The organism is uncultured Campylobacter sp., from assembly GCF_938045405.1.
Taxonomy (GTDB): domain Bacteria; phylum Campylobacterota; class Campylobacteria; order Campylobacterales; family Campylobacteraceae; genus Campylobacter_B.
In genome coordinates this window covers 1-12,554 of sequence record NZ_CALIMW010000199.1, presented here as the reverse complement: position 1 = coordinate 12,554, position 12,554 = coordinate 1, and the positions used below count along the sequence as shown (strand labels likewise).

The following is a 12,554-nucleotide window of genomic DNA, read 5'->3' as shown; positions in this document are numbered from 1 at the left end:
GAGCGATAAACCTGTTGAATTTCGCTGATCAGATAATAATGCAGCGCCTTTTCACCTAAAATTCTAAGCACGTCGTGCGAGCTAATAACTCCGTCGGTAAGCTTCTCGCCTGCGTGGACGAACTCGCCATTTCGCACTTGGATCTGGCGGCTTTTATCGATCAGATACTCGGCGCTTGTTCCGTCCTCGCCCTCGATTATAATACGCTCTTTCGCGCGCAAAGCCTTATCGAAGCGGACCGTTCCGTCGATGTCTGCGATGATCGCGGTATTTTTTGGACGGCGCGCTTCAAATAGCTCCGATACGCGTGGCAAACCGCCGGTGATATCTTTTGATTTCGCAGCAGCTTTCGGCGTCCTAGCCAAAATATCCGCAATCGCTACTTGATCGCCCTTATTTGTAAAAATCGCAGTTTTCGGTCCTAGATTATATTTGATAGGCTCACCCTTGCTAGGAGTTACGATAATGGCCGGTTTGACGCCCTGCGGTAGATATTCGTTGATAACCAAACGGCTTTGACCTGTAGTCTCGTCATATTGCTCCGTAGCGGTGTATCCCGGCTCGATATCCTCAAAGCTAATCTTACCCTCGCACTCTGCTGCTACCGGGATAGAATACGGATCCCACTCAGCGATAATCAAGCGATCGTCTTTTTTAGGCTTGGCGATAAGATCTTCGCTTTTTACGACGCTATTATCATCATAGGTAATGACCGATTCGCGCGGTATATAGTGGCGGATTGCCTCTCTACCGTTTTCATCGGAGATGACTACATACATGCCCTTCTCGCTTACAACGTGACCTTTTTTGATATCTCTTAGCCTCTCTAAATAATCACCTTTGAGGATGAAATATTTAAGCGTACCATTTGCTCCCGCTTTGATCTTTTGAGTTACCGGCTCGCCGTCTTTGACGCGAAGTTCGCTTGCAAACGGAATTCGAGTAGGGATATTCCAGTCTTCTTTTATAACCTCTACTAAACTATCATTTTCTCCAACGGTTTCGCCGTCTTTAAATACGATGTAGAATTTCCCCTCAACTTTACCGCTTACGCCCGCAAGCTCGGTAGGCTTGGCTAGATCGTGGCGCCGGATAGTATATCTAAATTCTTCCTTCTTACCCTTTAGCATGATATTCACATCGTCGTGAGTTATATCGATACTTACCTTACCGGTAATTGGGGCTTTGATCTTAGGCTCAACCAAAAGCACCGCGGCGTTTCTGCGGTTCATCACGATATTTTTGCCGCCGTTTTCGTAGGTCTTTACGTTGTAATATCTGATAAAGCCTTCCTTATCGGCGATTACTTGACGATCTTGCTGCTCGGTAGATGCAGTACCGCCAGCATGGAAGGTTCGTAGCGTAAGCTGCGTGCCCGGCTCGCCGATTGATTGCGCAGAGATGATACCGACCGCTTCACCCGGTTTTACCAGCTTGCCCTCGCCTAAATTTACGCCATAGCACTTCGCGCAGACGCCTTTTGCGGCCTTGCACGTAATCGGCGTGCGGATACTTACGGATTTAATACCCGAATCCACGATGGTTTTTACTTCGCCAACGCCCAAAAGAGTGCCTTCGGTGAATAAAATTTCATTCGATACCGGATCAATTACATCCGAGCTTAGCACCCTACCCATAATCCTATCGGCTAGGCTTTCTATTTGCGTTCCGTTCTCTACAATCTCAGTAACCTCGATACCCTCGTGCGTGCCGCAGTCGTGCATCGTAACTCTGACGTTTTGTGCGACGTCGATCAGCTTTCGCGTCAGATAGCCCGCATTTGCAGTCTTGAGCGCAGTATCGGCAAGACCTTTACGCGCGCCATGAGTCGAGATGAAATACTCATTTACGTTTAGACCCTCTCTAAAATTTGAAGTAATCGGCGTCTCGATGATCGAGCCGTCCGGCTTACTCATCAGACCTCTCATGCCCGCTAGTTGCTTGATCTGCTCCGCGCTACCTCGCGCGCCGCTATCCGCCATCATATAGATCGAGTTAAAGCCGTCCTTATCCTTCTCCATCATCTTCATCATCTCATCGGCTAGCTTCTTGCTAGTGCTAGTCCAGATGTCGATGGTTTTATTATAGCGCTCGCCGTCAGTTAGCAAGCCCGCGCCGTATTGGTTCTGAACCTCTCGCACCTGCTTTTTTGCCTCTTCGACGAGGCTTGCTTTAGACTTTGGCACGATGATATCCGAAACGGAGATCGAAACGCCCGCTTTAGTCGCGGATTCAAAACCTAAATTTTTAAGATTATCCAAAAATTCCGCACTTATCTCAAGGCCGCCGTTTTTATAGACGTAATCGACAAGCTCGGCGATATCCTTCTTCTTCATGATCTTATTCCAAAGATGATCCGGAATAAAGCTAGGCAGGATCGATTTGATGATCAATCGCCCCGCGGTCGTAAAGATGATGCGATGATCGATCATCGTTTTGATTTTGGCGTGGATATCCAGAGCGTTTGCCTCCACGGCGAGCATTACCTCATCGACGTTTGCAAAAATTTTATTTGTTCCTTTTGCACCCGGCTTTTCGAGGCTTAGATAATAAATTCCTAAAACCATATCCTGGCTAGGCACCGCGACGGGTTTTCCGCTAGCAGGAAGCAAGATATTCATCGAGCTAAGCATTAAAATTTTACATTCCGCGATCGCCTCTTGGCTAAGCGGCACATGTACCGCCATCTGATCTCCGTCGAAGTCCGCATTGAACGCGGCGCAGACTAGCGGATGCAGCCTGATAGCCTTGCCCTCGACGAGCACGGGATGAAACGCCTGAATAGACATCTTATGAAGCGTCGGCGCGCGGTTTAGCATAACCGGGTGATCCTTTACGACCTCCTCCAAGCACTCCCAAACTTCATTGATCCTATTTTCGATCATCTTTTTGGCCTGCTTAACGGTCGTAGCATAGCCCTTCTCTTGCAGGCGAGCGATTAGATGCGGCTTGAATAACTCAAGCGCCATCGTCTTAGGCAGACCGCACTGATCCATGCGTAAATTTGGACCCACGACGATGACGGAACGACCGGAAAAATCCACGCGCTTTCCGAGTAAATTTTGTCGGAAGCGGCCCTGCTTACCCTTAATGATCTCGCTTAGAGATTTAAGCGGTCGCTTATTGGCGCCCTTTACGGCGTTAGCGCGACGTCCGTTGTCAAAAAGCGCATCCACCGCCTCTTGAAGCATTCGTTTTTCATTGCGGATAATGATCTCGGGCGCGTCGAGCTCCATCAGCCTTTTGAGCCTAGAATTTCGATTGATGACGCGGCGATATAGATCGTTTACGTCCGAAACCGCAAATTTTCCGCCCTCAAGGCTTACAAGCGGGCGTAGATCGGCAGGTAGCACGGGAAGATTTGTAATCATCATCCACTCGGGCTTATTGCCGGAATTTAAAAAGCTCTCGACGACCTTTAGACGCTTGACGATAGTTTTTTTCTTCGCTTCGGAGTTTGTATTAGCCATCTCCTCCTTCAAAGAATTTAAAATTTCTACCAAATCAAGCTCGGCTAGCATATCGCGGATTACCTGACCACCCATTTTGGCGACGAAGCCCGTCTGCGAAAAGCGCTCTTTTAGGCTCTGGTACTGCTCTTCGTTTAAAACGTCGTATTTTTCGACCTTTTTAGAATTTTCGTTGTCGTAAAATGCCTCGCCTGCACTTTCTACGATATACGCCTCATAGTAAAGCACGCGCTCAAGATCTTTCATCTTGATATTTAGCAGCGTACCGATGCGGCTAGGCAAGGAATTTACGTACCAAATATGCGCTACCGGCGTTACTAGCTCGATATGCCCCATTCTAGTGCGGCGAACCTTCGAGCTCGTGATCTCGACGCCACATTTTTCGCACTTCCAGCCCTTATATCGCATCTTTTTATACTTGCCGCAGATGCACTCATAATCCCTTACGGGACCGAAAATTTTAGCGCAAAAAAGACCGTCGCGCTCTGGTTTTAGCGTGCGGTAATTGATGGTTTCGGGCTTTTTGACCTCGCCATGGCTCCAAGCTTTAATCTGCTCGGGGCTAGCAAGCCTAATAGCAAACGCGTCGAAGTCGTGAACTCTAGCGTCTTCTTTTATTTCTATTCTTTCTAAATTTGAATTATCGCTCATTTATTCTCTCCATTCTCGTAAATTTCAACGTCTAGAGCAAGCGATTTAAGCTCGTTTGTTAAAACAAAAAATGTCTCAGGAATCCCTGTAGACGGAACGTTTTCGCCTTTTGTCAGCGCCTTATATGCAGCCAAGCGTCCGTCGACGTCGTCGGATTTGATCGTTAGCATTTCGCGAAGCGTATATGCCGCGCCGTATGCTTCCAGAGCCCAAACTTCCATCTCTCCAAATCTTTGACCGCCGAATAGCGCCTTGCCGCCGACCGGCTGCTGCGTAACTAGGCTGTAAGGACCGGTGCTTCTTGCGTGAACCTTCTCGTCGACTAGGTGGTGTAGTTTGAGATAATACATGCAGCCCACGTTTACGCGCTCTTTGATCTTTTCGCCTGTGCGGCCGTCGTAAAGCTCGGTCTTGCCGTCCTGATCGATGCCCGCCATTTCAAATAGCTTTTTGAAATCCTCCGGTACAATGCCTTCGAATATCGGAGCGGAAAATCTCACCCCTTTCGCCCAGTCTCTAGCGTATTTCAAAAGATCTTCGTCGCTGATTTTCTCAAGCGTCTTTTTAGCCTGCATCAGCTTGGAAACGCCCGCTATCTCTATCATCTTGGCGCGAAGGGTTTTTATCCACTCGCCCGTTTTTTCCTCTAAAATTTGAGCTATCTGCTCACCTAAACGCCAGCCCACAAGACCTAGGTGGCTCTCCATTATCTGGCCGATATTCATACGGCTTGGAACGCCTAGAGGATTTAACACGATATCCACGCGCTGTCCGCTAGGCAGATACGGCATATCGACCTCAGGAACGATATTTGAAACGATGCCCTTATTTCCGTGGCGACCCGCCATCTTATCGCCCACTTTTAGCTTGCGCTTGGTCGCGATATAGACCTTTACGAGCTTAACGACGCCGCTTGGCAAGATATCGTCTTTTTCTAAAATTTCGATCTTTTCGTCGTGCTCCTCTTTGAGCTTGCGCTTTTCGTTTTGGAAGTGGTTTTTTAGCTCTTCGTATTCCTTCTGAACAGCTTTAGAATAAGCCTTGACGAAGGAATTTAACGTAAAGCGGTTAGAGCTTTCAAGCTCCTCTTTTTTAACCTTATCGCCCTTTTTATAATCTTTTTTATTTAGGCTTTGATCGCTTTGCAAAGCGCTTTTAGAAAGAAGCGCCACTACCTTTAACATCTCTTCTCGATCGAGCATCAAAAGCCTATCGTGATGCTCCCTTTCGAGCTCGGTTTTTTCATCCTCATAGGCTTTGTTCGTGCGTGGATCCTTCTCGTAGCCCTTTTTGGTAAAAATTTTAACGTCGATCACCACGCCTTCCATAGAGGCGGTCGCGTAGAGAGATTTATTTACCACATGCCCCGCCTTCTCGCCAAAGATAGCGCGCAAAAGCCTCTCTTCAGGCGTCGGTTTGACCTCGCCCTTCGGAGTTACCTTGCCTACTAGGATCATGCCGGGCTTTACGTGAGTACCGATCTTTACGATACCGCTATCATCGAGGTGGGTAAGCTCCTCCTCTTTGATGTTAGGGATGTCGCGAGTGATCTCCTCCACGCCGTCTTTTAGCTCTCTGGCCTCGATCTCCTTTTCATAAACATGCACGCTGGTGTATTCGTCGGCGCGGATCATCTTTTCGCTCATGACGACGGCGTCTTCGTAATTGTAACCGTGCCACGGCATGAAAGCTATGAGAGCGTTTTTGCCGATCGCAAGCTCGCCGCCGTCCATGCTAGGACCGTCGGCTATGATTTGACCTGCCTTTATCACGTCGCCTTTTCGCACAATAGGGCGCTGTGAAAAGGTAGTGTTTTGGTTAGTGCGTAAATTTTTCTCCATCGAGTAGTGATCGATAAACGGTCCCTTCTCGTCTTCGCCCAAAATAAATATATTTTTATTATCGACCTTTTCTACGACGCCTTCGCGACCGGCTTTGATCGCTTCCCACGAATCGCGCGCGATGATCGCTTCCATACCCGTTCCAACGATAGGAGCAGTAGAGTGTATAAGCGGCACGGCTTGACGCTGCATGTTCGAGCCCATAAGCGCGCGGTTAGCATCGTCGTGCTCCAAAAACGGAATCAGCGACGCCGCTACGCCCGCGACCATACCCGAGCAAAGGTCTATCAGCGAAATATCCTCACGCTTAGCCATGATATTTTCGCCGTCTTTTCTGACCTCCAAAAGCTCCTCTACGATATTGCCCTCTTCGTCCAATTTAGCGGACGCCGGAGCGATTACGAGCCCCTCTTCTTGCGTAGCGGTAAGATAGACGATCTCGTCGGTGACCTTGCCGTCTACGACCTTTTTATACGGAGCCTCGACGAAGCCTAGATCATTTACCTTCGCATAGGTCGCTAGGGTATTGATCAGACCGATATTTTGACCCTCCGGCGTTTCGATAGGGCAAATTCTACCGTAGTGCGTAGGATGGACGTCGCGCACCTCAAAGCCAGCGCGCTCTTTAACTAAACCGCCCTCGCCCAGCGCAGATAGACGGCGCTTATGCGTGACCTCGCTAAGCGGGTTGGTCTGATCCATAAACTGGCTTAGTTGACCGCCGGTGAAAAATTCCATAAGCGTAGTGGTGATGATTTTAGGATTTACGAAATCATACGGCATAAGCTCGTCGAGGTTGCCGCTGATACTAGTAAATTTATCCTTGATCGCCTTTTGAACCTTGATAAAGCCAAGGTGCATCTCGTTTGCCAAAAGCTCGCCGATCGAACGTATGCGGCGATTGCCGAGATTATCGCGATCATCGATGAAGCCGTCGCCGTTTTTAACTCTAATTAAATATTTCGCCGTCTTGATAATATCCTCGCTGGTTAGCACGGTTACGTACTCCGGCGCTTCGATGCCTAGTTTATGATTCATCTTCATGCGACCGACTTTGGTCAGATCGTAGCGCTCCGGATTGAAAAATAGATCGTTTACGAAGCTCTTTGCCGCTTCTTTTACCACCGGCTCGCCGGGGCGCATAACTTTGTAAATTCTAATCGCTGCCAGATCGTTCTCGTCGTCTATGCCCTCGCTTTGCTGTAAGAGTTTAAGCGCGTCGGCATCTTGGATGAAGGAATTTATGATCGAAGTATCCACGCCGCTAGCTAGGTCGTTGGCGATCGTAAATTTTTTCTCGGTGTTGGCGATCTTGGCTAGCTTGCCCTCATCAAGCGCGGTTAGCGAATCAAAAAGTACTTCGCCGCTGTTTTTATCGACGATGGCATCGGCCAGGTAGCGCTCGGCTAAAATTTCAGCCGGATACTCGATTAGCTTTAATCCATCCTCCGCTAACTTCTCCGCTTTTTTGGATGTTAGGCGCTTGCTTGCTTGATGAAGCACTTCGCCCTTTTCGTTTATAATGTCGTAATCGAGCCTGCCCGCGTATTCTTTCGGATCGAAATCGGTTAGGAATTTTCCTTTTTTGATATAGATTGTCTTAATAGGATAAAATAATTTTATAATGTCTTGTTTTTTGTAGCCGAGTGCGCGAAATAGGATCGTTATCGGAACCTTGCGCCTTTTATTTATGCGCACATATAGTACGTCTTTTACGTCGTATTCGAAATATAGCCAGCTGCCGCGATCAGGTATTATTTGAGCGGTGTAGATAAGTTTATTTAGAACCGTAGGGCTCTCTTCCTCTTTGAAGATTACGCCCGGGCTTCTGTGCAGCTGATTTACGACGACGCGCTCTACGCCGTTTATGATAAATGAAATTCTATCGGTCATTAGAGGAATGTCGCGAATGAATATATCTTGCTCTTTGATCTCTTTTACGCCGATTTTTTTGCCCGTCTTTTCATCGCGCTCATGCACGAGCAGACGAAGCTTCATCTTTAAATTTACCGAATAAGTAAGCCCTCTTTCCATGCATTCTCTAATCGAATACTTTGGCTTTGAAATTTCGCTGCTTACATACTCGATACTTAGTCTATTCTGTGCGTCGTGGATAGGAAAAATGGCTTTGAAAACCTTCTCTATGCCGCTTTCTCCACCCGAGTTATCAAGATTTAAAAAATGATCAAAACTTTTCTTTTGTAGTTGTAATAAATTCGGAATTTCGATGTCTTTGGGAACCTTTGAAAAATCCACCCTGAGACGATTTCCTGAATATAGGCTATTTAACATTCCACTACCTCGTAGTTGTATTTTAAAGAAAGAAGTGCCGATGCAGCGCACCGGCACACATTTGTATGCGAAATTTTAAAATTTCGCGATTTATTTGAGTTCGACTTTAGCGCCTGCTTCTTCAAGCTCTTTTTTAGCCTTCTCGGCGTCTTCTTTGTTAAGTCCCTCTTTAAGAACGGACGGAGTAGCCTCGGTAGCGTCTTTGGCTTCTTTTAGACCAAGGCCCGTTAAGGCGCGAACGACCTTAATTACGTTGATTTTCTTATCGCCTGCATCAAGCAATACGACATCGAATTCTGTTTTCTCTTCAGCCGCTGCCGCACCTGCACCACCTGCACCTGCGCCGCCAGCTACCATAACCGGAGCTGCGCTTACGCCGAATTTTTCCTCAAATTTTTTAACTAGTTCGCTAAGCTCTAGCACCGAACGATTAGAGATATACTCCAAAACCTCTTCATCTGTTGAAATTGCCATTTTATTCTCCTAAATTTTAATTAAGCGCTAGCTTCTTTTTTCTGCTTAAGCGCATTGAGGCCGATCGTAAAATTTTGAATCGGCGCATTCCATACTTGAAGTAACATCGCGATAAGTTCGTCTCTCGAAGGCATCTTCGAAAGCGCTCTAACCTTATCTACGCCGGCTACTTCCCCATCGATATGAGCGGTCTTAAGCTTAAAAATTTCATTTTTCTCTTCAAATTTAGCCGCTACTTTACATACAGAAAGCTGCTCGCCCCATAAGAAGATATTGGTATCTTTAAAGCTAAGTCCGTTTTTTTCGGCATTTTTTAATGCGATATTGGCTAGGGTGTTTTTGATAACCCGAACCTTTACGCCCGCTTCGCGCGCGCTATTTCTAAGATCTTCAAGCTGCTTAACGCTAAGGCCTTTAAAATCGGAAATTACTATAGCTTCGCTAGCTTTGAAAGCCTCGCCAAGCTCCGCTACTATCTTTGATTTTTCGTCTCTCGTCATTAGGTCTCCTTTCCGATCGGTGATTTCAAGCCAAGCGATCGAAATTTTGAAATTTCGATCAATTAAGTTAAAAACCTTGAACTATCTCCAATCTAAGATAAAAATTTAAAATTTTATTTTAAATCGATTATTTCTTGATTATCCAGTGTAACTGCAGGGCTCATAGTAAGTGAAAGCGATGCATGAGTTACGTATCTGCCCTTCGCAGTCGCTGGCTTATGCTTATTTATGGTTTTAATAAACGTCGTAAGATTGTCTAAAAGCTGCTCTTTGCTAAAGCTAGCCTTGCCAAGGCCTGCGTGGATATTTCCCTGCTTATCGACGCGGAAATTTACCTGTCCACCCTTAGCATTTTTAACGGCTTGAGCGATATCCATAGTAACGGTACCGGTTTTAGGGTTCGGCATAACGCCTTTTGGACCGAGAATACGACCTACCTTACCGACTAGTCCCATTAAATTTGGAGTGGCGATAAGAACGTCGAAATTTATATTTCCTTTTTGAATCTCTTCAATCAGATCATCGGCACCCACGATATCGGCACCCGCTTCGCTAGCCTCGCTAGCTTTTGCGTCCTTTGCAATCACGGCTACGCGAACGCTTTTTCCCGTACCGGCAGGTAAAACGACCGAGCCGCGCACCATCTGATCGGCATGTCTTGGATCTACGTTTAGTTTAAGAGCGATCTCCACCGTCTCATCAAATTTAGCAGAAGCTAGAGTTTTTACCGTGCTTACCGCTTCGTCTACACTATAAATTTTATTTACGTCAACTTTTTTTAAAAGTTCGTTGAATCTTTTTGAATTTTTTGGCATATATTTCTCCGCAATTAAAGTGCTACCGCTTTTTTAAACCTTAGCGGTCAAAAGGTCTAGTCAGTGACCGTAATACCCATAGAACGAGCCGAACCCGCTATAATCCTAGCAGCCTGCTCTCTATCTTTGGTATTCAGATCGGCGATCTTTTTCTCGACGATCTCTAAAACCTGAGCCTTAGTTAAGGATGCTACCTTCTTTTTAAGAGGGTTGTCCGAACCCTTATCTATCTTCGCCGCTTTTTTGATCAAATCCGTCGCAGGCGGTTGTTTAGTGATGAAAGTAAAGCTTTTATCGGCATAAACCGTGATGATAACAGGAATATTGAAGCCCACCATATCTTTAGTTCGCTCGTTAAACGCTTTGCAAAATTCCATAATATTAACACCCTTTTGTCCTAATGCAGGACCTACCGGCGGGCTTGGATTTGCTTTTGCGGCCGCTATTTGCAGCTTGATTTCGCCAACAACTTTCTTAGCCATAAATTTACTCCTTATAAAATTTAAATAATCTTTTCAACTTGCGAGTATGAAATTTCAATCGGCGTGCTTCGTCCGAAGATCGAAACATTGAGGCGAAGCTTGCCATGTATCATATCATACTCTTCTACGATGCCGTTGAAATTAGCAAAAGGTCCATCGACGATCCTAACCGTCTCGCCCTCATCGAAATTAATCTTGGGCTTAGGAGCCTCGCGATTATTAATCTTTTCTAGAATTATTTCGATATCTTTTTCCGGTAGCGGAGAGGGCTTTTTAGCCTCGCCGATAAAGCGACTGACCTTAGGCAGCATCTGAATTCTATGCCATAAAGTGGTATCCAGATCTAAATTTGCAAAACAATACCCTGGATATAAGCTACGCTCTTTAATGGTTTGCTTTGTATTTTTGACCTCTATAACATCTTCGGTAGGTACTAGCACTTCACCGATCTTTGCCTCCAGCGCTTCGTCTTGCTTTAGCGCTTCTATCGCGCGCTTTACCGCCATCTCGCTGCCGGCGTAAGTTTGTATCGCATACCATTTATTTGCCATATTGCGATCCTTACTTAAGCCGTTATCAAAGCGGACATAATCAGATCCACTAGCGCTAAAAACAGTGCGATAACTACGACTACGACTACTACAGAGATATATGCTGTTTTAGTCTGATCTTTAGTCGGGAAAATTACCTTATCTAACTCTACTTTTGCTTGTTTATAATACTCTTTTACTTTTTCCATACCCAATCCTCGTGGCAGGGCAAGAGGGATTCGAACCCCCAACCATCGGATTTGGAATCCGGCGCTCTACCGTTGGAGCTATTGCCCTATAACAATTAGCCTTTTAACTTTACTTCTTTATGAAGCGTGTGCTTTTTTAATCTAGGGCAATATTTTTTAAGTTCTAGTTTTTCGGTCGTAGTTTTGCTATTTTTATAAGTAGTATAGTTAATATCGCCACTTTCGGAGCATTTTAATCCGACCTTTACTCTACTTGAATTCTTTGCCATTTGGTTTCCTTGAATAAAAAAGCAAGCGGAATTTTAAAATTCCGCTTGCAAAAAATTAAGCGATGATTTTCGAAACGACGCCTGAACCTACGGTATGACCGCCTTCGCGAATCGCGAAGCGAGTACCTTGCTCAAGAGCAATCGGAGCAATTAGCTCAACGGTAATTTTAACGTTGTCGCCAGGCATTACCATCTCGGTTCCCTCAGGAAGAGTAATCGAACCGGTAACATCTGTAGTACGAACGTAAAACTGCGGTCTATAATTATTAAAGAATGGAGTATGGCGTCCGCCCTCTTCTTTAGTTAGGATATAAACCTCGCCCTCAAATTTAGTATGAGGAGTGATCGATTTTGGTTTGCATAAAACCATACCGCGCTCTACTTCCTCTTTCTTAGTACCGCGCAATAAAACACCTACGTTATCGCCAGCTTCACCTTGATCCATCTCTTTTCTAAACATCTCAACGCCAGTGACGGTAGTAGTCTGAGTAGGTTTAATACCTACGATCTCGATAGTATCGCCAACTTTAACGATACCTTTTTCGATTCTACCGGTTACAACGGTACCGCGACCGGAAATCGAGAAAATATCTTCGATCGGAAGAAGGAAATCTTTATCGGTATCGCGAACAGGAGTTGGAATATAGCTATCAACTGCGTCCATAAGCTCCATAATCTTTGCAGACCATTCGCCGTCTTGTCCGGCTTTCGCTTCCTCAAGAGCCTTAAGAGCAGAGCCCTTAATGATTGGGGTCTCGTCGCCAGGGAATTTATACTCTTTTAAAAGATCTCTAACTTCCTCTTCAACTAGCTCTAAAAGATCCGGATCATCGACCATATCAGTTTTGTTTAGAAAAACTACGATATAAGGAACGCCTACCTGGCGAGAAAGCAAGATATGCTCGCGAGTTTGAGGCATAGGACCATCCGCAGCAGAGACAACTAAAATAGCGCCGTCCATCTGCGCCGCACCAGTAATCATATTTTTTACATAGTCAGCGTGGCCTGGGCAGTCAACGTG

Annotated in this window: 10 protein-coding genes and 1 tRNA gene; all 11 read right to left on the bottom strand. The window is 45.9% G+C overall.

From position 1 onward, the window contains the following. Nucleotides 1-4,121 (bottom strand): DNA-directed RNA polymerase subunit beta' (gene rpoC, locus Q0140_RS07695; RefSeq protein ID WP_297963462.1); only part of this gene is annotated, 4,121 nt, incomplete at its 3' end. Continuing rightward, on the bottom strand, nt 4,118-8,254 hold the full coding sequence (gene rpoB, locus Q0140_RS07690; protein WP_297963460.1) for a DNA-directed RNA polymerase subunit beta: 4,137 nt from the start codon (nt 8,252-8,254) through the stop codon (nt 4,118-4,120). The genes rpoB and rpoC, both read right to left, overlap by 4 nt. Nucleotides 8,255-8,344: 90 nt before the next feature. After that, complete coding sequence (rplL, locus tag Q0140_RS07685; RefSeq protein WP_291939393.1) at nt 8,345-8,728, bottom strand: 50S ribosomal protein L7/L12; 384 nt, start codon at nt 8,726-8,728, stop codon at nt 8,345-8,347. 20 nt (nt 8,729-8,748) lie between these two features. After that, nucleotides 8,749-9,228, bottom strand: coding sequence for a 50S ribosomal protein L10 (gene rplJ / locus Q0140_RS07680; protein WP_295152864.1), 480 nt, complete (start codon nt 9,226-9,228; stop codon nt 8,749-8,751). A gap of 113 nt (nt 9,229-9,341) precedes the next feature. Beyond that, nucleotides 9,342-10,043, bottom strand: a complete 702-nt coding sequence (gene rplA / locus Q0140_RS07675) for a 50S ribosomal protein L1 (RefSeq protein ID WP_297963458.1) — start codon at nt 10,041-10,043, stop codon at nt 9,342-9,344. 56 nt (nt 10,044-10,099) lie between these two features. After that, on the bottom strand, nt 10,100-10,525 hold the full coding sequence (gene rplK, locus Q0140_RS07670) for a 50S ribosomal protein L11 (protein WP_297963456.1): 426 nt from the start codon (nt 10,523-10,525) through the stop codon (nt 10,100-10,102). Between the two features lie 20 nt (nt 10,526-10,545). Continuing rightward, nucleotides 10,546-11,076, bottom strand: a complete 531-nt coding sequence (nusG, locus tag Q0140_RS07665) for a transcription termination/antitermination protein NusG (RefSeq protein WP_291939405.1) — start codon at nt 11,074-11,076, stop codon at nt 10,546-10,548. Between the two features lie 14 nt (nt 11,077-11,090). Further along, on the bottom strand, nt 11,091-11,264 hold the full coding sequence (gene secE, locus Q0140_RS07660) for a preprotein translocase subunit SecE (protein WP_005872632.1): 174 nt from the start codon (nt 11,262-11,264) through the stop codon (nt 11,091-11,093). A gap of 12 nt (nt 11,265-11,276) precedes the next feature. Then, nucleotides 11,277-11,352, bottom strand: a tRNA-Trp gene (locus Q0140_RS07655). Nucleotides 11,353-11,359: 7 nt separating this feature from the next. Then, complete coding sequence (rpmG, locus tag Q0140_RS07650) at nt 11,360-11,533, bottom strand: 50S ribosomal protein L33 (protein WP_005872634.1); 174 nt, start codon at nt 11,531-11,533, stop codon at nt 11,360-11,362. Nucleotides 11,534-11,588: 55 nt separating this feature from the next. Further along, nucleotides 11,589-12,554, bottom strand: a 966-nt coding sequence (gene tuf / locus Q0140_RS07645; protein ID WP_297963454.1) for an elongation factor Tu, incomplete at its 5' end; no start/stop codon positions are given.